This window comes from Micromonospora sp. NPDC000121 (genome assembly GCF_042899165.1).
GTDB lineage: Bacteria > Actinomycetota > Actinomycetes > Mycobacteriales > Micromonosporaceae > Micromonospora.
This window is the reverse complement of the sequence record NZ_JBIAZP010000012.1, coordinates 63,264-83,237: the sequence shown is the minus strand read 5'-3', so window position 1 is coordinate 83,237 and position 19,974 is coordinate 63,264. Positions and strand designations below refer to the sequence as shown.

19 protein-coding genes and 3 pseudogenes are annotated in these 19,974 nt (G+C 73.0%); 11 read left to right on the top strand and 11 right to left on the bottom strand.

Going from position 1 to position 19,974, the window contains the following annotated elements; genetic code table 11:
- Positions 1 to 87: 87 nt before the first annotated feature.
- Entirely contained in the window at positions 88 to 285 is a 198-nt protein-coding gene (locus ACFY23_RS27325) for a hypothetical protein (protein WP_350681058.1), read from the bottom strand.
- A gap of 152 nt (positions 286 to 437) precedes the next feature.
- Between ACFY23_RS27325 and ACFY23_RS27320 the strand changes: the two genes are divergently transcribed.
- Together ACFY23_RS27320 and ACFY23_RS27315 are read left to right on the top strand one after the other, a co-directional pair.
- Positions 438 to 914, top strand: a complete 477-nt coding sequence (locus ACFY23_RS27320; RefSeq protein ID WP_350681060.1) for a MarR family winged helix-turn-helix transcriptional regulator — start codon at positions 438 to 440, stop codon at positions 912 to 914.
- A gap of 336 nt (positions 915 to 1,250) precedes the next feature.
- The gene (locus ACFY23_RS27315; RefSeq protein WP_350681062.1) at positions 1,251 to 2,006 is read left to right on the top strand and encodes a hypothetical protein; all 756 of its coding nucleotides are present in this window, start codon (positions 1,251 to 1,253) and stop codon (positions 2,004 to 2,006) included.
- Between the two features lie 87 nt (positions 2,007 to 2,093).
- Here the strand turns inward: ACFY23_RS27315 and ACFY23_RS27310 are convergent, their stop codons facing one another.
- The 5 genes and pseudogenes from ACFY23_RS27310 to ACFY23_RS27290 all read right to left on the bottom strand — a co-directional run bounded on the left by ACFY23_RS27310 (position 2,094) and on the right by ACFY23_RS27290 (position 5,069).
- Positions 2,094 to 2,435: a barstar family protein gene (locus tag ACFY23_RS27310; RefSeq protein ID WP_387038302.1), complete on the bottom strand. Its 342-nt coding sequence runs from the start codon at positions 2,433 to 2,435 to the stop codon at positions 2,094 to 2,096.
- 188 nt (positions 2,436 to 2,623) lie between these two features.
- On the bottom strand, positions 2,624 to 3,490 hold the full coding sequence (locus ACFY23_RS27305; RefSeq protein WP_350681066.1) for a hypothetical protein: 867 nt from the start codon (positions 3,488 to 3,490) through the stop codon (positions 2,624 to 2,626).
- Positions 3,491 to 3,596: 106 nt separating this feature from the next.
- Positions 3,597 to 3,746, bottom strand: a pseudogene (locus tag ACFY23_RS27300) (hypothetical protein); the annotation flags it as partial.
- A 91-nt stretch (positions 3,747 to 3,837) separates the two neighbouring features.
- A pseudogene (locus tag ACFY23_RS27295) lies at positions 3,838 to 4,710 on the bottom strand (DUF817 domain-containing protein); the annotation flags it as partial.
- Positions 4,707 to 5,069, bottom strand: coding sequence for an ADP-ribosylation/crystallin J1 (locus tag ACFY23_RS27290; protein WP_350681068.1), 363 nt, complete (start codon positions 5,067 to 5,069; stop codon positions 4,707 to 4,709). The gene ACFY23_RS27290 and the pseudogene ACFY23_RS27295, both read right to left, overlap by 4 nt.
- A 432-nt stretch (positions 5,070 to 5,501) precedes the next feature.
- On the opposite strand from ACFY23_RS27290, the gene argS reads away from it, so the two are divergent.
- The 6 genes from argS (at position 5,502) to ACFY23_RS27260 (ending at position 13,626) form a co-directional block, all read left to right on the top strand.
- A complete protein-coding gene (argS, locus tag ACFY23_RS27285) occupies positions 5,502 to 7,220 on the top strand; it encodes an arginine--tRNA ligase (protein ID WP_350681070.1) in 1,719 nt (572 codons plus the stop codon).
- 89 nt (positions 7,221 to 7,309) lie between these two features.
- The gene (gene mtnA / locus ACFY23_RS27280; RefSeq protein ID WP_350681072.1) at positions 7,310 to 8,323 is read left to right on the top strand and encodes an S-methyl-5-thioribose-1-phosphate isomerase; all 1,014 of its coding nucleotides are present in this window, start codon (positions 7,310 to 7,312) and stop codon (positions 8,321 to 8,323) included.
- A gap of 34 nt (positions 8,324 to 8,357) precedes the next feature.
- Positions 8,358 to 10,316 (top strand): bifunctional aldolase/short-chain dehydrogenase, encoded by a 1,959-nt coding sequence (locus ACFY23_RS27275; protein WP_350681074.1) that lies wholly within the window; start codon positions 8,358 to 8,360, stop codon positions 10,314 to 10,316.
- 469 nt (positions 10,317 to 10,785) lie between these two features.
- Positions 10,786 to 11,856 carry a hypothetical protein gene (locus tag ACFY23_RS27270; RefSeq protein WP_350681076.1) on the top strand — a complete coding sequence of 357 codons (1,071 nt, stop codon included), beginning with the start codon at positions 10,786 to 10,788 and terminating at the stop codon, positions 11,854 to 11,856.
- A 413-nt stretch (positions 11,857 to 12,269) separates the two neighbouring features.
- On the top strand, positions 12,270 to 12,905 hold the full coding sequence (locus ACFY23_RS27265) for a hypothetical protein (RefSeq protein WP_350681078.1): 636 nt from the start codon (positions 12,270 to 12,272) through the stop codon (positions 12,903 to 12,905).
- Positions 12,906 to 13,173: 268 nt separating this feature from the next.
- Positions 13,174 to 13,626, top strand: coding sequence for a hypothetical protein (locus ACFY23_RS27260; protein ID WP_350681080.1), 453 nt, complete (start codon positions 13,174 to 13,176; stop codon positions 13,624 to 13,626).
- Between the two features lie 39 nt (positions 13,627 to 13,665).
- On the opposite strand, the gene ACFY23_RS27255 is transcribed toward ACFY23_RS27260, so the two are convergent.
- The gene (locus tag ACFY23_RS27255) at positions 13,666 to 14,955 is read right to left on the bottom strand and encodes an MFS transporter (RefSeq protein ID WP_350819337.1); all 1,290 of its coding nucleotides are present in this window, start codon (positions 14,953 to 14,955) and stop codon (positions 13,666 to 13,668) included.
- Positions 14,952 to 15,410, bottom strand: coding sequence for a GNAT family N-acetyltransferase (locus tag ACFY23_RS27250; RefSeq protein ID WP_350680790.1), 459 nt, complete (start codon positions 15,408 to 15,410; stop codon positions 14,952 to 14,954). The genes ACFY23_RS27255 and ACFY23_RS27250 overlap by 4 nt, the downstream gene beginning before the upstream one ends.
- An 82-nt stretch (positions 15,411 to 15,492) precedes the next feature.
- On the opposite strand from ACFY23_RS27250, the gene ACFY23_RS27245 reads away from it, so the two are divergent.
- On the top strand, positions 15,493 to 16,080 hold the full coding sequence (locus tag ACFY23_RS27245; RefSeq protein ID WP_350680792.1) for a TetR family transcriptional regulator C-terminal domain-containing protein: 588 nt from the start codon (positions 15,493 to 15,495) through the stop codon (positions 16,078 to 16,080).
- Between the two features lie 35 nt (positions 16,081 to 16,115).
- Here the strand turns inward: ACFY23_RS27245 and ACFY23_RS27240 are convergent, their stop codons facing one another.
- Positions 16,116 to 17,606 (bottom strand): mannitol dehydrogenase family protein, encoded by a 1,491-nt coding sequence (locus tag ACFY23_RS27240; RefSeq protein ID WP_350680794.1) that lies wholly within the window; start codon positions 17,604 to 17,606, stop codon positions 16,116 to 16,118.
- Positions 17,607 to 17,621: 15 nt separating this feature from the next.
- On the opposite strand from ACFY23_RS27240, the pseudogene ACFY23_RS27235 reads away from it, so the two are divergent.
- Both ACFY23_RS27235 and ACFY23_RS27230 read left to right on the top strand, forming a co-directional pair.
- Positions 17,622 to 17,825: pseudogene (locus ACFY23_RS27235) on the top strand (helix-turn-helix domain-containing protein); the annotation flags it as partial.
- A gap of 42 nt (positions 17,826 to 17,867) precedes the next feature.
- Positions 17,868 to 18,158 carry a zinc ribbon domain-containing protein gene (locus ACFY23_RS27230; protein WP_350819342.1) on the top strand — a complete coding sequence of 97 codons (291 nt, stop codon included), beginning with the start codon at positions 17,868 to 17,870 and terminating at the stop codon, positions 18,156 to 18,158.
- Between the two features lie 13 nt (positions 18,159 to 18,171).
- Here ACFY23_RS27230 and ACFY23_RS27225 read toward each other — a convergent pair whose 3' ends face one another.
- Both ACFY23_RS27225 and ACFY23_RS27220 read right to left on the bottom strand, forming a co-directional pair.
- Positions 18,172 to 19,233 (bottom strand): dihydrodipicolinate synthase family protein, encoded by a 1,062-nt coding sequence (locus ACFY23_RS27225; RefSeq protein WP_350819338.1) that lies wholly within the window; start codon positions 19,231 to 19,233, stop codon positions 18,172 to 18,174.
- Positions 19,234 to 19,303: 70 nt separating this feature from the next.
- Positions 19,304 to 19,960 carry an SGNH/GDSL hydrolase family protein gene (locus ACFY23_RS27220; RefSeq protein ID WP_350680796.1) on the bottom strand — a complete coding sequence of 219 codons (657 nt, stop codon included), beginning with the start codon at positions 19,958 to 19,960 and terminating at the stop codon, positions 19,304 to 19,306.
- Between the last annotated feature and the right edge of the window lie 14 nt (positions 19,961 to 19,974).

Below are 19,974 nucleotides of genomic sequence, written 5' to 3'. Positions count from 1 at the left end.
GATGGCTGACGGGCATGAAGGCGGAGATAGTCTGGGGTGTCTCGGCGTATTCAACGCTGACCGGCGGACGATCTATGCGCGACACGGTTAGCGTCGGCGTGGCAGGAAACCCGCCACGGCGAGGCCGGCGATCACGGTCACCACGCCGGCGGCCAGCCAGCCGGGGGACCCGCCCGTGACGGGTTGACAGTCGGCGACGCACAGGATCGGCCGTATCCGGATCAGGTCGGCCCCCTGGAGTATCCACAACAGACCAAGCAGGATGAGGGCCACTCCGGCGACCACCCTCGCAGTCCTACGCCATCTCACGGCCACGCCCTTTCCGGTTCGGTGGGGGACGCACCGCCTCGGGAGGTCGGTGAGGCGGGGCTGGGGCATGCTGCTCCGTTCGGCTACGCTCAAAGTAGTCAAGCAGCCTTAGAAGGCGAGATTATAAGGTGCCCGAAGAATCTACAAGTGGCAAGCCGTTCCTGCCGCAGCTCATCGGTCAGACGTTCAACCTGGTCCTCGACCAGCTCCATCACCACCTCGTCCAGACCGGACACGGCGATCTGCGGCCTACCCACTACCTCAACGTGTTCCGGTTCATCGACTGCGACGGCACCCGACCCACCACCCTGGCCCGGCGAGCCGGGATGACCCCTCAGGCGATGAGCGAGCTTGTGGGTTACCTGGAACAACGCGACTACGTGCGGCGCGTCCCCGACCCCACCGACGGCCGCGGTCGCGTTGTCGTCTACGCCGAACGCGGCATCCGGGCCGCCGAGGTCGCCACGAGATTCTTCGCGGACCTGGAGGCCCGCTGGGGCGCCATGGTCGGACCCGACCGCCTCCAGGACGTCACGTCCGCACTCGCTCAGATCCTCGACGCCTCTCCTCACGGAGCCGACCCGTCGAAAGCCTCCGCACCATGACGCCGTCGACCCCGACACCCGCCGACCACGCGGGAGGCCCGAGCCTCCACCTTCGACGCGGGGACGGCTGACGTCGAACGCGGGTCTCCGCCGCGGAGCCGACGCCGAATGCCCCTCATGAAGACGTAGCCGCCCGCCGAGGCTCTGGCCGACGGGAGCGAACAGGCACGCCATCCTGGATACGATCCGCGTCCCATCCGATTAGGAGGAGAGGCGACCATGCCGATCGACAACGGGGTCCACGAGCGGGCGGGCGCGGGTAGTGGCGATGCCCCGGATAGGCCCCTGCCGGCCTCGCCGTCCCGCGGTCGGGCAGGCCGTCAGGGACGGGACGCCGTGGTCGTCGTGACTGTCGCCGTCGCCTTGGTGATCGGCGGTGGGCTGGTGCTCGGCCAGCGGTCGACCGACCAGCCCGAGCCCGGGCAGCCCGTCCCGGCGGCGACCCCGTCGGAGGAGACGGCCACGCTGCCCTGGGTGTCGGCCATGGTCGCCCGCAACGGCAGAGACATCACGGTGTACACCGGCCCGGGCGAGGCGAAGTGCAAGGAGCTCCACCAACCGCAGGCCTCGGTCACCGAGCAGGCACCCGGGCAGGTGGTCGTCGCCGTGCGGGGTCGCCTCATCGATTCGGTCGACTGCAGCGTCAGCGGCCAGGCCGTACCCCTGGTCGTGTCGCTGCGGACTCCCCTCGGTGACCGAACGCTCCGCGACGCCGCGACCGGCTTGTCGCGCCCGCCCTATCTGGAGCGCGAGCTGCCGGACCTGGGTTCCGACGAACGGTGGAGCCCCTACTCGTCGAACTGGATGTCCACCGACGAACGCTGGCTCCAGGGCTACAACGGACCGAACGGGTCCGGGCTGCTGGTGAGCGCCCACCCTACGGCCACGTCGAGTCGCCCCACCCCGGTGGCGACCGTCCGGATCGGCCCCCACCGCGGGGTCGTCACCGGTGGTGGCGGCGTTGGACGGTGGTGGACGGTGTGGTGGGAGTCCGGCGAGGCGACCTACTCCCTGCGGCTGATGCCGGCCGAGGGCAGCGCGTTCACGCTGGCACAGTTCAAGCGGGAACTCGCCAGGTTGCGGTGGAGATGACCTCCCGCCACCGTCGACGACGGTGCCAGGCCGCTCGGCGACCGCAGGGGCTGCGATCCGCGCCGTGACGCGAGGGGACGACGCCACTCAAAGCTGGAGGCTGGCGATCTCCCGTGCCAGTTCCTCAACCTCCTCGTCCCGGTCGCACAGCAGCAGCACCTTGAACGGGACGCCCTTGCCGTCCGGCCGGCCGAGCGGATCAGCCCAGGTGCGGACGGCGCGCGACAGGACCCTGAACAGTGTCTGGCGCTCGTCGGGGCTGTCGGACGTCAGCAGTGGCGCCCGCTCCACCACGATGAGGTAGCCCTCGGCGGGCAGCCAGTTCAGGTCGCGGAGGCAGTCGGACAACGCGTCCCAGTTCCAGCCGAAGTAGCCGGGAAAGAGCAGCGCGTCCGAGAATTCGTAGAAGACATGGTCCGCATCGGTCATTCTCGCCCCGTCAAACCGGGCGACAACGGTCCTGCCCGTATTCGGCAGGATCGCTCCTACCTGGACGAGCGCACTGCGCGAGCACACCGTCAGTGGATCGCCAGAGCTGTTCCACCAGGCACTCATCTCTCCACCTTGTTCTTGTGCCAGCAGCAGCTGCTGCGGCCCGTCCTCGGGCAGCGTGGACGTTAGCGGTCAAAGCGCCGGAGCACGTGATCGAGCCCTCCCGGAGGGGTAGCCTCGCTCGGTGCCGCGCTCCGTTGGCCTGACCTGCGCAACGCACCCGACCTAGGCGCAGGTGGCCGCCCTTCGCGCCAGCCAGGGGCAGCCACAGCCACCGGCACCCGGGCTACGACCTCTCCACCCGGCTGCGGGCCGGCGGTCTGTGACCCGTGAAAGGCGCCCGGGGGACCGGCCGCCAGCCGATCCCCCGGGCGCCTGCCACCGTTCGGGTCAACCTTGCTGGCCCGGAGCCGCCCCGGCACCGGGCCGTCCGCCGCCGCGGCCGAAGCCGCCAGCGGGGCTTCGCCGGTGTCGACGGTGGCGACGGCGGCGGCGGAGCCGAGGCTGCCGGACGCGCTGAGGCCGCCGGTGCTGGCACCGGTCGCCGTACCGCCCGCGCGGACCGTGTACTCCGCGCCGCTGACGATGGTCGACGCGGAGTAGGTGATGTTCTGCACGTCCTTCGAGGTGACGTACGTGGCCACGACGGCGCCGTCGGCGTCGACGATCTGCAGCGCCGTGCCGGCGGCGACGGGGGAGTCGAGCGTCGCGGAGAGCCATCCCTGGGCGGAGTCGCCGGCCGGGGTGGACACCATGCCCGCGCTGCCCGCGGCGAGCAGCACGCCGCCGCTGACCTGGAAGGTGCCGTTCACGTCCAAGGCGCCGTTTCCGTTGCCGGCAGGGCCGTTGACCACCACTGTGCCACCGGACATCGTCGCGGTGCCGTTGGAGTCGAACCCGTCGCCCGCGGCGTCGATGACGAGCGTTCCGCCGGTGACGGTGACCGAGTAGTCGCCCACCGCCCCGCCGCCGCCCGGGCCCCCCACCGCCACCCGGCCCACCGCTGCCCGGGGCGGCGGCGTCGCCGCCGGTGGCGCCGGCCTCGTCGCTGGTGCCGCCGGCGGCGTTGATCCCGTCGTCGCTGGACACCACGTGGACGTCGCCGCCGCTGACCGTGATGTCGGCGGATTCCAGGCCCTCGACCGATGCGGTGACGTCCACGGTTCCGGCGTCTATGGCGAGTGCGGACTCGGCGTGCACCGCGTCGTCGCCGCTGGCCAGCTTGAGGGTGGTGCCGTTGAGGTGCATGGCGCCGTTGCTGTGCAGGGCGTCGTCGGAGGCGTCGACCGCGGCGGTGCCGCCCTCCAGGACATCGGCCTCACCGAGGCCCCGACGGGAGGGGCCGCCGTTGCCGGTCGTCGGGCGGCTGCGGCGGCGAGATCCAGGTGACCATCACCACCGAGATGATCATGAGGAGAAACCACGACGCGAGCTTCTCCGGCGAGACCGGGTGCCAACCGCTCACCTGGCTCGGATAGAGCCACGCCTGCGACCAGGTGGCGATGTTCTCCGCGAACCAGATGAAGAGCGCGACGAGGAGGAACGCCAGCAGGAGCGGCATGCGCAAGCGGAACCGGAACACGCGGAACTGCATGACACAACGCCCGAACACGAGCGCGACGACGGCGACGAGCACCCATCGCACGTCGAAGACGAAGTGGTTGGTGAAGAAGTTGGCATAGATCGCGGCGGCCACGACCGCCGTCACCCAGCGCCTCGGGTAGCGCACGAAACGCAGGTCGAACAGCCGGTTGACCCGGACCATGTAGGAGCCGACGGCGGCGTACATGAAGCCGCTGAAGAGGGGCACCCCGCCGAGCCGCAGCACACCGTCGGGCGCGTAGGACCACGAGCCGACGTGGGTCTTGAACAGCTCCATGACCGTGCCGACGAGGTGGAACAGGACCACCACCCGCAGCTCGCGCAGGGACTCCAGGCGCCCGGCCACCATCGCGATCTGGATGGCGACCGCGGCGAGAGTCAGGAAGTCGTTGCGGGCGAGGGCCCCGTCTGTCGGGTACCACAGGTGCGCCGCGAGGATGACCGCCAGCATCGCCGCGCCGAACACGCACGCCCAGGCCTGCTTGAGCCCGAAGACCGCGAACTCGGTCAGCCAGCAGATCGGCCCGCGCTCGGGCAGCCGGGCCAGGACCGCGCGGAAGCGGGCATCGATCGCGCGTTCGGCCGTGGTCAGGGCGGCTGGTCCGGTCACCCCGTCGGCTCCACCGGCCGGAACTCGTGCACCACCTCGATCAGACCGACGAGGTGCCGGTTGAACTCGTCGAGTTCCTCGGCCGGTACCCACAGTTCGAGGATGTCGCGTCCGCCGACCTGCCGGACGGGGTAGCGGGAGGCGAACGCGCGGTCGACGTGGAACCGGGTGACGTAGCCGACGCCGGAGGCGGGAACGTTCCAGTCCCTGGCGATGGTGATGGCGTACTGCTCGTTGAGGACCGGGTAGAAGATCGGCTGGTCGGGCAGTCGCGGCGGCCACGCCGTCCAGCCGGAGGCGCGGACGAGGTCGAGCTCCTGCGGGCCGGTCGGCCGCCACAGCGTCATCGTCTCCGTCACGAGCGTCGCCCCTTTCCTGCTGGTCGAAGGACAGTTGCCGGTTGCTCCGCTCCGTTTCAGCCGGTCCACCGGGATGCGGCCCGGGCCACCCGGCCCTCGGCAGCAGACATGACCGCGATCCTGACAGTGGCGGACGTGTGCGGCAATCGCATTCGTACGACTGCCGGCCCGGCGGAACCGGGGTGTGCCCGGCCCGGTCGGCCCGGTAGGCTGCCGTGCATGACCAGCGCGACCGCTCAGTGCACCGGAACGTCGTTTGACGTCCAGGTCGGTGCGGAGCGACGCCGGCGATCCGTCGCCCGCCCGCGCTGACCTGTTCCCGGCGACCGGCGGATCGAGCCGCCGGTCATCGCCGATCGTCCTCGGTCTGCCCGCATCTCCCCGTCCAGCGGCCCGCGTGACGGCGCGGGTCCGAGCGAGATCGGCGTACCCATGGATCTTGAAAGGCTGCTCTCCGACCGGCTGGCGCCGGCGTTCGCGACCGTGGCCGGCACCCCGGTCGATCCGATGGTGCGGCGATCGCCGCGCGCGGACTTCCAGAGCGACGCGGCGTTGGCGCTGGCCCGGCGGCTCGGCCGCTCGCCGCGCGACCTCGCCGCGGACGTGCTGGAACACGCGGCGCTCGACGACGTCTGCGCGTCGGCGGAGGTCTCCGGGCCGGGCTTCCTCAACCTGACCGTGGCCGACCGGGCGCTGGCGGACCTGGTCTCCGGGCTGGCCGGCGACAGCCGGCTCGGCGTGCCGACGGCGGCGGCGCCGGAGACCGTCGTGGTCGACTACTCGGCGCCGAACGTGGCCAAGGAGATGCACGTCGGGCACCTGCGCTCCACCGTCATCGGTGACGCGGCGGTACGGCTGCTGGACTGGCTCGGGCACCGCGTGGTGCGGGTCAACCACCTGGGCGACTGGGGTACGCCGTTCGGGATGCTGATAGAGCACCTGACCGACCTCGGCGAGGTCGGGGCGGCGCACGAGTTGTCGGTGGGCGACCTGGATTCGTTCTACAAGGCGGCCCGGGTGAAGTTCGACGCCGACGAGGCATTCCGCGAACGGTCCCGGCGGCGGGTGGTCGCGTTGCAGGGCGGCGACGAGTCGACCCGGCGGCTGTGGCGACTCCTGGTGGAGCAGTCCGAGCGGTACTTCCTGTCCGTGTACGACCTGCTCGACGTGACGCTGACCGGGGACGACTTCCGGGGCGAGAGCGCGTACAACGAGCTGCTCCCCGACGTCGTCGACGACCTGGGCCGGCTGGGGCTGCTGGCGCCCAGCGGCGGGGCGGACTGCGCCTTCCCGCCGGGGTTCACCGGCCGAGACGGTGAGCCGCTGCCGCTGATCGTGCGCAAGAGCGACGGCGGCTACGGCTACCCGGCCACCGACCTGGCCGCGCTGCGGCAGCGCACCGGGGAGCTGGGCGCCACCCGGCTGCTGTACGTGGTCGGGCTGCCCCAGCAGCAGCACTTCGCGATGGTCTTCGCCGTCGCCGGGGCGGCCGGTTGGCTGCGCCCGCCCGCCCGGGCCGAGCATCTCGGCTTCGGCTCGATCCTCGGCGCCGACGGGCGGATGCTGCGCAGCCGGACCGGTGGGTCGGTGAAGCTGGTCGACCTGCTCGAAGAGGCGGTGGCCCGCGCCACCGATCTGGCCCGCGCCAAGAACCCCGACCTGGACGCCGCGGCCGCCGCCGAGATCGGCCGGGCCGTCGGCATCGGCGCGATCAAGTACGCCGACCTGTCCACCGACCGCACGAGGGACTACGTCCTGGAATGGGAGCGGATGCTGTCGCTGGACGGCAACACCGCGCCCTACCTCCAGTACGCGTACTCCCGCATCCGGTCGGTGTTCCGGCGGGCCGGCACGGCCCCGCGGCCGGGCGCGCCGGTCGTGCTCACGGAGCCGTCGGAGCGGGCGCTGGCGATCGAGCTGCTCGGCTTCGCCGGGGTGGTCGGCAAGGTGGAGCGGAGCCTGGACTTCCACCACCTCGCCGGCCACCTGCACCGGCTCGCGACCGCGTTCAGCGCGTTCTACGAACGCTGCCCCGTGCTGCGCGCTCCCGACGAGCTGCGGGAGAGCCGGCTGCTGTTGGCCGACCTGACCGCCCGGACCCTGCGGCAGGGACTGCACCTGCTCGGCATCCGAACCCTCGAACGGATGTGACCCCACGGCATGATCACAGACCGGCCCGCGAGGTAGCGGGGGAGTGGGTCGTCACCGTAGGTTATGGACCCGGACAGTGAGGAGCGTGGATGCGTACCATCGACTGGCGGGACGGTCTGATCATCGCGATCGACCAGACCCGGCTGCCGCACGAGGTCGAGTTTCTGGAGATCGGGACCGTCGAGGAGTTGATCGCGGCGATCCGCTCGTTGGCGATCCGGGGCGCGCCCGCCATCGGCGTCGCCGGGGCGCTCGGGGTGGCCCTCGCCGCCCGGCTGTATCCGGACGACCCGGCGGAGCTGCGGCGGGCCGTCGACGCGATCCGGGCCGCCCGCCCCACCGCCGTGAACCTCGCCTGGGGCGTCGACCGGGTACGCGTCCGGCTCGATGCCGGCGGCGCGGAGGCGGCCCTCGCCGAGGCGTTGACCGTGCTGGAGGAGGACGTCCGCTGCTGCCGGGAACTCAGCGAGCGGGGCGCCCGTTGGCTGGTCGAGACGGTGGGGCCGCAGGTGGCGGTGCAGACCCACTGCAACGCCGGGGCCCTGGCCACCGTCGAGTGGGGCACCGCGCTGGGCGTGGTCCGGTCCCTCCAGGAGCACGGGGCGCTGACCCACGTGTACGCCTCCGAGACCCGCCCGCTGCTCCAGGGCGCGCGGCTGACCGTGTGGGAGCTGGCCCAGATCGGCGCGCCGCACACCCTGGTGGTGGACTCGGCCGCCGCGTCGGTGCTGGCCCAGGGGCTGGTCGACGCGGTCGTGGTCGGCGCGGACCGGATCACCGCCAACGGCGACGTGATCAACAAGGTGGGCACGTACCCGCTGGCCCTGGCGGCGGCCCGCGCCGGCGTGCCGATGGTGGTCGCCGCCCCGGAGTCGACCGTCGACCTGGCCACCCCGTCCGGCCGGGACGTCCACATCGAGGTACGCGCCCCCGAGGAGATCACCGCCCTCGGTGCGGCGACCCTGGCCCCGAAGGGCACCGGTACCCTCAACTACGCCTTCGACGTGACCCCGGCGGACCTGGTCACCGCCATCGTCACCGAGCGTCGGGTGATCCTGCCGGCCGCCGGCGGCCGCCCCGACGACGCCGCCGACCGGGCCTGACCCGCCCCGACCCCTCGTGCGAGGAGCCGCCCCGATGCTCAACCGCTGGTCCGCCGCCGACGCCCCGAACGCCTCCGACCCGGTCGCCCGACTCGTGTACGCGTCCCGGCTGCTCGGGGCCGACACCGACCTGGTGCTGCACGGCGGGGGGAACACCTCGGTCAAGGCGACCGTCCCCGACCTCGCCGGGGAGCCCGTGGAGGTGCTCCACGTCAAGGGCAGCGGCTCCGACCTGGCGACCATGGACGCGTCCGGCTTCACCGCGCTGCGGCTGGACCGGCTGCGCGCGCTGCTGCGGCTCGAGCGGCTCGGCGACAGCGACATGATGAACGAGCTGCGCTGCGCCCGCCTCGACGCGACCGCACCGGATCCGAGCGTCGAGACGCTGCTGCACGCGCTGCTGCCGCACCCGGCCGTGCTGCACAGCCACGCCGACGCGCTGCTCGCCCTGTCCAACCAGCCCAAGGGCGACCGGCTGGTCGAGGAGGTCTACGGCGACAGCGTCGTCGTGGTCCCGTACGTCATGCCCGGTTTCGACCTGGCCCGGCTCTGCGCGGAGTTGTACCCGGCGCGCGCCCACGCCGGCACGGTCGGCATGGTCCTGCTCAACCACGGGCTGTTCACCTTCGGCGCGGACGCCGAGGAGGCGTACCGCCGGCACATCGAGCTGGTCACCCTGGCGGAGGAACGGATGGCCCTGCCGCGGGCCCGGGTCGCGCCGGCCGCGCCCCGCCCGGTGGACCGGGTGCGCCTGGCCCGGCTGCGCCGCGAGGTGTCCACCGCGGCGGGCGCCCCGATGCTGCTCGGCCGGCACGAGGACCCGGCCGTGCGGGCGTTCCTCGACCGGCCCGACCTGGCGGCGGTCGCCACCCGCGGCCCGGTCACCCCGGACCACGTGCTGCGCACCAAGCGGATCCCGCTGGTCGGCACCGACGTGGCCGGGTACGCCGACGACTACCGCCGGTACGTCGAGCAGAACCGCGCCCGGGCCCGCACCACGCTGACCGTGCTCGACCCCGCGCCCCGCGTGATCCTCGATCCGGAGCTGGGGATGCTCACGGCCGGCCGCCGGGCAACCGAGGTGACGATGGCCCAGGACATCTACCGCCACACCGTCGACGTGATCGAGGCGGCCGAGGCCGTCGGCGGCTACCAGGCGCTGCCGGCGGAGGACATCTTCGACCTCGAGTACTGGGAGCTGGAGCAGGCGAAGCTGCGGCGGGGCGGCCCGGCGCCGGAGTTCGCCGGCGAGGTGGCGGTGGTGACCGGGGCGGCCTCGGGCATCGGCCGGGCCTGCGCCGAGGCCCTCCTGGCCCGGGGGGCCTGTGTCGTGGCCCTGGACCGGGACCCGTCGGTGGGCGGGTCGGACGGGCCGTCCCGGCTCGGCCTGACCGTGGACGTCACCGACGAGGAGGCCGTCGACGCCGCCCTGGACGCGGCGGTGGACCGGTTCGGCGGGGTCGACATCGTCGTCGCGGCCGCCGGGATCTTCCCGGCCAGCCGCGAGATCGCCGGGCTGGACCCGGCCGACTGGCGGCGCACGATGGCGGTGAACGCGGAGTCCGTGGCGTACCTGCTCTCCCGGACCCACCCGCTGCTGGCGCTCGCGCCGCGCGGCGGCCGGGTGGTCGTGGTCGCCTCGCGCAACACCCTGGCCCCCGGGCCGGGGGCGGTCGCCTACTCCGCCTCGAAGGCGGCGGTGACGCAGGTGGCCCGGGTGGCGGCTTTGGAGTGGGCGGACGACGGTATCCGGGTCAACGTGGTGCACCCCGACGCGGTCTTCGACACCGGGCTGTGGAGCGCGGACGTGCTGGAGACCCGGGCCCGGCGCTACGGGCTGACCGTGGCGGAGTACAAGCGACGGAACCTGCTCCGTACGGAGATCACCAGCGCCCGGGTCGGCGATGTGGCCGCCACGCTCTGCGGGGAGACCTTCGCGGCCACCACGGGCGCGCAGATCACCGTGGACGGGGGGAACGAGCGGGTGATCTGAGGGTGCCGGCGCCTCGGCCCTCCGACGAGGAAATACGGCATGCTGTCACAGATCGCCCTCGGCTGGTGTCACGGACCCGCATCGTCCGTTCGGACTACCCTGGATCGGCTGTTCGGTAGCGTCGGTGCTCAACCTTATGGCAGACTGCCATCGGGTTGTTTGGCACGTACGTGTCACGCGGCGAGGGGATGAGAGGCGCGGGCGCCAGCCGGTGTAGGTCGGCCGGGGGCCCCGCGCCTCTCTTTGTGTGCTCCGGCCTGGTCGGAGGGGTCGAGCCCCGTTCGGGCTCGCCGCGATGCCGGTGGGGCTCGGCGGCCCAGTGGCTTCGCGTCGGCCGGCGCGAGCGGGCCCGCCTCGGCCGGGCCTGCGACGTCGCCGTAGCCGGCGGGTGGCGTGTCGGAGCGTGTCTATGCGTTCACTGTTGGCACAATCGGCGTCGTCGGGAAGACCATCCCCGGAGGTGCGCGTGGTGCGGGTTCGCGGCCGATTCGCCCGGACGATGCTGCGTGGGACGCTGATGATCGGTGGCGTCCTCGCAGCCTGGGGCGTGGCCGAGGCGACAGCGGAGGAGGCTGCCTTCGCCGCCGGACCGCCTCGCCTGTGCACGTTGGGCGACCTGCTCGACAGCGCCGTCGTCGGCGGATCGCTGTCCTGCGCTGCTTCGTCGCCCGCCGACCGTGGGCCCGCGGCCATCGTCGGCGGGGGCGTCGGGACGGCGACGCCGGGGACGACCGGCGGGATCGCGCCGCCGGCGCGTACGTCGGTGGGGATCTCGGTGCGGGTGCCCACTGGCTCACGGCTCGCGCAGGTGCGGGCACCGGTGCGCCGGGCGGTGGACGCGACCCCGTCCGCCGGAGTGGACCCGGTCGCCGAGGCGGTCGAACCGGTGACGCGTCGGGTCGTGGGCGATGCTCCGCCCGTGGTGCGGGAGACCGCCGAGGCCGGCCTGCTGGAGCGGGTCGGCACCGTCGTTCGTCCGGTGGTCGAGCCGGTCGGCACCGTCGTTCGTCCGGTGGTCGAGCCGGTCGTCGAGGCCCTGGCGCCCACCCTGGCGCCGGTGCTCGAGCTGACCGAGCCGGTCATCGGCCCACCCGCCGCGCCCTCGCCTCCGGCCGGCGATCCGGTGGACGACGTGCCTGCGCCGGCCGAAGACGTGCCGGCGGTCACGGCCCCCGCCACGGACGGGGGCCCGGTGCCCGGACCGCCGACACGTCGCGGTGTCATGCCGCGCCTCCCGAGCAGCGCGGCGACCACGTCACCCGCGACGACGGGGGAGCCGAGGTCCGCCGGTGCGCCGGGCGCCGGCGCGACCGAGGCGAGCCACCCGCTGCGGCAGTCCTCGCCGGCCCACACTCCCGGCGTGACGCCGGCCGCGTCCGGCAGTTCCGCCAGCAACGGCTCCGCCGGCGGATGGGCCGGTACCGCCGCCGACACCGCGCCGGGTTCCTGGACCCCGGACCTGCGGTCCCAGGGCTGGTGCGCGACCCGCTGCGAGGAACTCGCGGACCGGCCGCGCCAGCCCGACACCCGACCAGCCTGAGCCCCTCCCGCCCGGCCCCGGACGCGTCCTTGCCGTCACCACGGCGAGTCGTCGGAGGCGCGCGACAACCCAAGGGCTGGCGTACGGGTAGCGGCGCACCATGTCCGCGACCCGCTTCGCGCGGTGGTGGTCGCTGCCGCGATGACGATCCGCGCCGCTGGCGGCACCGGCCCCACCGCGATCGCCCCGGACGGTCCGCTGGCGGCGTCGCCGTGGCCACCGGGCTCGGGGGCGGGTGAACGACCAGAAGCGGGGCCCGCACGACCAGGGCGGAGCTGCTTCGCCCGGCGCCTCCCGTCGTACTGATCGAGCCGCCACTCCAGGCGCCGTTGCCGGCCGGGCGTCGACCGCACAAACCACTGCCCCGCGGCAACTCGTCTGCCGACCAGCCGTACCCGTGAAGAGGAGACGTTGTGAAGGAAACCCTGCCGCTCGGACGTGCCCGATGGTGCGACATCGCCGATGTCGTCCACCTTGTCGCCGGCGCGCTCGCCACCAGCGCCCTCGGGGCGTGGCTCGTACCCGACGAGCGCCGTCGACACGACGTGCTCCGTGCCGTCACCCGGATCTGGACCGAGCACGCGCTCCTCTTCGGCGAGGCGTACCTGCTCGACGACCACTCCGCCGCCGCGGTCTGGTTCCACCGGTACGGCCGGATCCCGCCACCGGTCGGGTACGGCGAACGGCTCGCCGTCGCCTGCGGCGACCACCTCGACCGTTTCCTCTGCCTCGACGGTGTCCTGGCCGCCCATCGGCCCACCGGCCCCCACAACCACCTGGCGTTCTTCGCCACCACGCCGGACCGGCAGCGCGTCAGCCGCGCCGGCGCCCTGCTCACCACGAGCCACGCCCGGATGGACCACGCCCTGCTGCCCGCCTACACCGAGGCGACGACCCTCGCCGAGCGTGACCTCTACGCCCGGCACGGCTATGTCGCCCACGAGCCCTTCACGCTCCCCGACAGGAGCACCGCCTACCCGATGTGGCGCAGCCCAGGGGAGCACAGGACGCCGTCACGGCTCGCCGGCCGCGGATCTGTCGGCCGCTGACCCCTCCCGCACACCGCCCTGCCTGTCTGCCTTCCGCCCGCGTACACCATCAGAAGGGATCACTTTCCGGTGTCGAATCCAGCTACGCCAGGTTCGCCGCGAAGCGGTGCCGGTCATCCTCTCCGCCGGACCGGTGGCGGGGGGTGGGTCGTTGACGCCCCGCGGGGCCGCCCTCCAGCCTGCCCGGCGGCGGCGACCGGAGCGGGACGCTGAGGTGCCGGCAGATCGGATTCCTCCTGCCCGCCGTCCGCACGATCTCCCGATCCGGGTGGTCCTCGACGCCTCGGCGATCGTCGCGTTCGCCGAGGAGTCGATCGACGTGGGCGAGGTGATCGCCGAGGTGGCCGACGAGGGTTGCCTGTTCGGGCTGCCGGTGACGTGCCTTGCTGAGGCATTTCGGCTGACCGACGCAGACCGCCTCGACATGGTCGTCAACCACCCGGCCGCCGCGGTGCTCACGGTCGACCCCCTCAACTGGCGGGCATGCGCCGTCACGCATCTCATGCTGGGGCGCCTCGACGCCGCGACTGCGCTGCTCGCCGCCGTCGACAACGAGTGCCATCTGCTCACCGGCCAGCCCGGCCTGTACGCGGCTCTCGACGGCGGGGGGCCGATCATCCCGCTCCAGACCGGAAGACCCTGGACCGCAGGTGGGAAGCATGGCCCGCCCGACTGGAGCGGGTGCGGGATGCCGTTCTCCAAGGATCTCGACGCCCGGTGAGGAGCCGTAGGCGGCCGTGCGACGCCGACGAACGGGGCGCTATGCCGTAGGCGCGTGATGTCGTGCGGCCCGCGACCGGCCGACGAGCAGGAGGGTCATGCCGCCGGCGAGCGCGAAGGTGCCGGCAAGGATGACCCATCCCACCGTCCCGTGCTCGACCGCGGTCGCAGTGACGACGAGCGGGGCGAGCATGGCGCCGACCGCGACACTGCACTGGTTGATGCCCTGGTAGGCGCCGGCGGTCGCCGGATCGGCGAGTTCGAAGGCCAGGCCCCAACTACCGGCCTCGGCCCACATCTCGCCGGCGGTGTGGGCCAGTGTGGCGAGCACGAGCAGCAGCACGGCGAGTGCGACGCCGTCGACGGCGGCGGCCGCGTACAGCGCGCACGCCAGCGCCAGCAGGACGCCGCCGGCGGCGACACCGCGCGCGGCGGTGCGCAGCTCATGCGTGCCGCGCGCGAACCGGACCTGGAGCAGGGCGACCAGCACGGTGTTGAGCACCAGCAGGAGGGAGACGGTCACCGGCGGGGCGTCGGTCCGCGTGACGATCCACAGTGGCACGCCGACGGTCTGCAGGCCGAGGTGCATCGCCAACACGGCGTTGAGCGCGGCGGTGCCGAGGTAGGTCGGGTCCCGCAGCGGCGAGCGGCCGGACGGCGGCCGGTCCTGCGCGCCGTCGGCCGCCGGGCCGACCGCGCCGGACAGCAGGCGCAGCACCGGCACCAACGGCGCGCACGACAGCACCACCAGGGCGCCGGCCGCCAGGAGACAGGCGGTGTACGCGGCGGCGGTGTCGGCCAGCAACGCGACGGCTCCCAGGCAGGTGCCCAGGCCGATGAACACGTTCGTCACCACGCTCAGGCCGGCGCGTACCGTCACCCGGTCCGGACCGGTGAAGCAGGCGGCGATCAGTGCCGCGCGGGCGCTGCCCTGCACGGCGCGCAGACCGACGGCGGCGGAGGCGACGGCGACGAACGTGAGCGTGCTGCCGGCCGCGGCGTACGCCAGCAGGGCCAGGCCCTGACCGGCGGTGGAGGCCATCAACACACGGTGCGCGCCGACCCGGTCGGCCAGGTAGCCGCCGCCCAGTGCCCCGGCGACCCCGGCGGCCCCGGCGACCGTCAGCCCCCATCCGACCGTCGCGACCGACAGGCCGATGACCCGGGTGAAGAACAGGGCGCTGACGGTGTAGAACAGCCCGCTGCTCAGCGCCGAGCCCATCGTCGACACCGTCAACGCCCGCGCGACGGGGTCGGTCGGACGCAGCACCCGGCTCGCGGCCTGCCACCCTCGCGCCGGCAGCGAACGGCTGACCGTCGCGGTGGTCACCGAAGCTCGCGGGCGTAGCAGACCGACAGCGGCTCACCCTCGTACGGGCCGAAGTTGTCGATGCGGTGGTAGCCCTCCCGCTCGTAGAAGCGCATCGCGTCCGGCTGGGCCGTGCCGGTCTCCAGCAGCAGCTTCGCGATGCCGAGGCGGCGCGCCTCGTGCTCCAGGGCACGCAGGATCGCCACCGCCACTCCCGTGCCACGCACGGCCGGCTCGACGTACATCCGCTTGATCTCCGCCGAGTCCGGGCCCAGCAGCCGCAGCCCCCCACAGCCCACCGCCGCGCCCTGCGCGTCGCGGGCGATCAGGAACACGCCCACGTCGTGGGCGGTGGGTGCGACCCCCGGCTCGTGGTCGTCGTTTCCGTACCGGGCATCCAGCTCGGCACGTTGCGCGGCGCGCAGCCGCACGCCGTCGACCCCGTCCCACGACTCCGACTTCACCGTGACCTGCACGCCCACACCCTACTCCGATCCGTAACAAGCGTTCCGGTAACGGATGCTACGCTATCGACGGGCGGCGGCGAAGGAGCAGGGGATGGCCAGGCGACGTGATCTCCAGGGGCACCAGGAACGGCTGTCGGCCGCCACCTGGTCCGTGCTCGCCGAACACGGGCTCGCGGGGCTGACCCTTCGCGCGGTGGCCGAGCGGGCCGGATGCAGCACGGGACTGGTGCTGCACACGTTCCCCGACAAGCAGGCCCTGCTCGTCCACGCCCGCACCCTGCTGCACGAGCGCACGGCGGCCCGCGCCGACGCGGCGCAGGCGTCCGGCCTCGAACCCCTGGACGCGCTACGTGCCGTGCTGATGCAGGCGGCGTCCGGCAGCGACGACAAACGCGAGGAGGCGCGGGTGTGGGTGGGCTTCCTGGCCGCCGCGCTCGCCGACCCCGAACTCGCCAGGCTGCACCAGGCCCACAACCGCGCGTTCCTGCGCCGGATCCAGCACCTCCTGGCCGCCTGTCGCCCCGACTGGAGCCAGGATCAGACCATGCGCAGCGCCACAGCCCTGGTTTCGCTCGTGGAAGGGCTCAACGCCCTGGCGGCCGTCGACCCGGAAACCTACTCCGCCGCCGCGCAGCAGGCAGCCATCGAGGCCGCACTGCACCAGATCCGTGCCGAGTGACGATCACCACCGCGCGGTGACACCGCCGCCACGCCCTATGCCGCAGCGGCGGTGCCCGACCGCAGGCGGGCCACGTGGTCGACCAGGGCTGCCCGCAGGCCGTCATGGTCTCGAAGGTCAGCCCCGAAGACCTCCCGGACGTCCAGGAAGGCGCTGACCAGGCGGCGATGATCGGTGCCCCCGGCCGTCACCGCGACACGCAACCGGTCGGCCAACGGGTCCGCCAACGGCACCGCCCTGTCGTGGACGTCGGCGACGTACGTCATCCAGGCGGCGATCGCCAGCGCGGCATGGTGGGGCACCACGCCGGCGGCGAGGCGGTCCCGAACGGTGCCCAACAGCCGGACCGGCAGCTTCTGGGATCCGTCCATGGCCACTTGGGCGGTGCGGTGCCGCAGCGCCGGGTTGGCGAAGCGGGTGAGGACCTCGCGCCGGTACCGGTCCAGATCCAGACCTCGCGGGACGCGCAGCGTGGGCGCGACGTCCTCGGCCATCAGCGCGTCGGCGGCCGCGGCGAGGCCGTCGTCGGCGAGCGCCCGCGCGATCGTCTCGTGTCCGCGCAGCGCGCCCAGATAGGCGAGCAGGGAGTGGGTGCCGTTGAGCATGCGCAGCTTGATGGCCTCCCAGGCGGCCACGTCATCGGTGAGCACCGCTCCGGCGAGTTCCCAGGCCGGTCGGCCGGCCGCGAAGTCGTCCTCGATCACCCACTGCCGGAAGGGCTCGGTGACCACGAGGCCCTCGTCGCGCAGGCCCAGGATCGCCGCGGCCTCGGCGCGGTCCTGGGGGGTGGTGGCCGGGACGATCCGGTCGACCACGCAGGACGGAAAACGCGCCGCCTCGGCGATCCAGTCGGCGAGCGCGTCGCCCTCGGCCGGCGGCAGTGCGGCCAGGAAGTCGTGCACCAGGTGGCGTAGGACCTTGCCGTTGCCGACCAGGTTGTCGCAGGACAGGATGGTGACCGGACCCCCGTCGAGTGCCCGCCGTCGGCGCAGCCCGCCGACGAGTTGGCCGACAGCGGTGCGGGGCGGCCGACCCCGCAGGTCGGCGACGACCTCCGGATCCGTCAGGTCCAACCGGCCGTCGCCGCCGCGCCGGTAGCCCTTCTCGGTGACCGTGAGGGTGATCAGCCGGACCGCGGGATCGGCGAGCCGGTCGACCACCGCCGCCGGATCGTGCGGCCCGGCGAGGATCTCCCGGACGCTGCCGATCACCCGCAGGGGCGTGGCCGCCGGCCCGCGCTCCAGCACCGAGTAGAGGCCGTCCTGCGCCGTCAACTGGTCGCGTACGACCGCGGAGCGTTGCGTCACCGCGGTGATTCCCCAGTCGTCGCGGCCGGCGGCGGCCGCGGCCAGTTCGGTGAAGGCCGCCTGGTGTGCCCGGTGGAAGGCGCCGATGCCGAGATGCACCATGCCGACCCGCACCGCGCGCGGATCCACCGCCGGCCCGATCCGGCCGCCGTGACCCCGCGGCGGAGCGGCGAGGCTGCCCAGCGAGAGCCGTGGTCTGGAGTCGTCCGTGCCGCTCACCGGATCACCGCCAGGATGCCCCGTCCTTTAGAGCGGGGAGGAATGGCGGACGCGTTGCCAGCCATGACCGTCCTTTCTGGTATGACCGGTCCTGTGCGGACGGCGTACAGGTGTCGGGCGTACCCGACCCCGGAGCAGGCGGCATTGCTGAACCGCACGTTCGGGTGTGTACGTGTCGTCTGGAATCGCACGCTTGCCGTCCGTCACGCCCGCTGGCACACCGAACGGAAGTCCACGTCCTACGCGGAGACGGATCGGGCGTTGACGGAGATGAAGCGGCAGCCTGATCTGGCGTTTCTGGGGGAGGTGTCGTCGGTGCCGTTGCAGCAGACCCTGCGGCACCAGCACGCCGCGATGACGGCGGTGTGTCCGGGTTGCGGCACCCGGCATGACCGGGACGTCAACGCCGCCACGAACATCGCCGTCGCGGCCGGGCTGGTCGAGACGAAAAACGCCTGCGGAGCGGACGTCAGACACGAAGGGCAACCTTCCGTGCGGTCTGCGGTGAACCAGGAACCCCAACCCGCGAGGGTGGGAATCTCCCGCTTTTAAACGGGGGAGGATGTCAAGACAGCCAGCGGTCCAGGTGCTCCGCGACGAAGTCGTCGTGGCGAAGCTGCGGGTACGCCCGCCACACCCGGTCGATCTCCGCGAGCTGACCCGGGCTGAGCGATTCGCGCTCGTCCAGACACCACAGCCCGGCGAGCAGCCCCTGCCGGCGCAGCACCTCGTGGATGCCGGAGATGCAGCCGTGGAACCCGCCGGCGACGTCGAAGATCGCGCCATTGGCGTCGGTGAGGGCGAGTTCGGTGGCGAACGCCTCGCGCAGCGCCCCCGGGTCGCCGGCCTTCGCCAGCCGGGCGGTCCGGTGCAGGTGCACCGCACGCCGCGTCCACACGGACCACTGACCGAGCAGCCCACCGACGAATTCGAGTTCCCGGGAGCCGTCGACGGGGTAGCGCGACAGCAGGTCACCGACGATGTGGTCGTCGTTGCCGGTGTAGAGGGCGATCTCGGTGCTGCGCGCCGACGCGGCCACGCCGAGGATGACGTCGAGCGACGCGTACCGGTCGAACGGGGCGACCTTGATGCCGATGACCGACGGCAGGTTCGCCAGGCTGGTCCAGAACGACCGGGGCAGGATCCGGCCGCCGACGGCCGGTTGCAGGTAGAACCCGATCACCGGCAGCACCTCGCCCACCGCCGCCGCCCGCTGGATCAGCTCGTCCTCGGTGAGGTCGCCGGCGCCGTACGGGGCGAGCAGGATCGCGTGGTAGCCGAGTTCGGCGGCCAGTTCCGCCTCGGCGACGGCTTGTCGGGTCGGCCCGCAGGCGCCGGCGACGAGGATGGTGTCGGGGGTCGGGTACTCGGCGGCGGTGGTGGCGGCCAGTTCGAGGACGGGGCGGAGCAGGCCGTGGCGGGGCTCGTGGATGGCGAACTGGGTGGTGTGCACGGCGACGGCGACCCCGCCGGCGCCGGCCTCCAGGTAGTAGCGGGTGAGGGCGCGTTGGCGGCGCTCGTCGAGTTTGCGGCGGGCGTCCAGCGCCAGGGGATGCGCGGGAATCACCGTGCCGGTGCGGAAGAGGGCCAGCGGGTCGGTCGTCCTGGCCTGAACCGTCGTGGTCATCGGCACCTTCCATTCCGCGTCTGGGGTCGGGTGGGTCTGCCCGGCACGCTGCTCCTGCTTTCGTCCGTGGTCAGGGAATCGTGAGGCGGCCGGAGCGGCTCGTGGGATCCCAGGCCCCGAAGGCGCCGAGGAGGGTGCGGGCCATGGCCCGGTGACCGTGCTGGCCGGGGTGGCATCCCATGGCGTACCAGTGCTCGGGCGCCGGCCGGTCGGTGTCGGTCCACTCGGCGTAGTGGTCGACCAGGGGCGCCGCGGTGTCGGTGGCGACGGCGCGGATCGCGTCGACGTAGCGGGGGAGGTGTTCGACGACGTGCTCGGGAGCCGTCGACAGCGTGTCGTTCGGTGTCTGGACGACGACCAGGCTGTCCGCCCCGGTGCGGAGCCGCTCGATGATCGACCGGTAGGTGGACGAGAACTTGGCCAGGCCGGCCTCGCCGTGCTTCGTGTCGTTGAGTCCGATGCCCACCACCACGACGTCCGGCCGGAAGCGCAGGGCGAGCCGGTCGAGATGCTCGTCGAGGTCGTCCACCGTGTAGCCGCTCACGGCGGTGTTGATGGACGCGTCCGCCGTCCGACCCAGCTCGCGCAGGCGTTCGGTGAACAGCTCGGGGTACGACCGGGCGCCGTAGGTGTGCCAGGTCCCGGCGGTCACGCTGTCGCCGATGAACGTCCAGGTCAGTGGCGCCTGTCCGGCGATGACGGCGGTCAGTGCGGGGTGCGGGTCCACGTGTCGCTCCTTCT

Excerpts from the sequence above, each read along its gene's own strand:
- argS (WP_350681070.1), top strand. The coding sequence starts at position 5,502 with ATGGATCTTGAAAGGCTGCTCTCCGACCGGCTGGCGCCGGCGTTCGCG.
- ACFY23_RS27225 (WP_350819338.1), bottom strand. The coding sequence starts at position 19,233 with ATGACCACGACGGTTCAGGCCAGGACGACCGACCCGCTGGCCCTCTTC.
- ACFY23_RS27310 (WP_387038302.1), bottom strand. The coding sequence starts at position 2,435 with ATGACCGATGCGGACCATGTCTTCTACGAATTCTCGGACGCGCTGCTC.
- mtnA (WP_350681072.1), top strand. The coding sequence starts at position 7,310 with ATGCGTACCATCGACTGGCGGGACGGTCTGATCATCGCGATCGACCAG.
- ACFY23_RS27245 (WP_350680792.1), top strand. The coding sequence starts at position 15,493 with ATGGCCAGGCGACGTGATCTCCAGGGGCACCAGGAACGGCTGTCGGCC.
- ACFY23_RS27275 (WP_350681074.1), top strand. The coding sequence starts at position 8,358 with ATGCTCAACCGCTGGTCCGCCGCCGACGCCCCGAACGCCTCCGACCCG.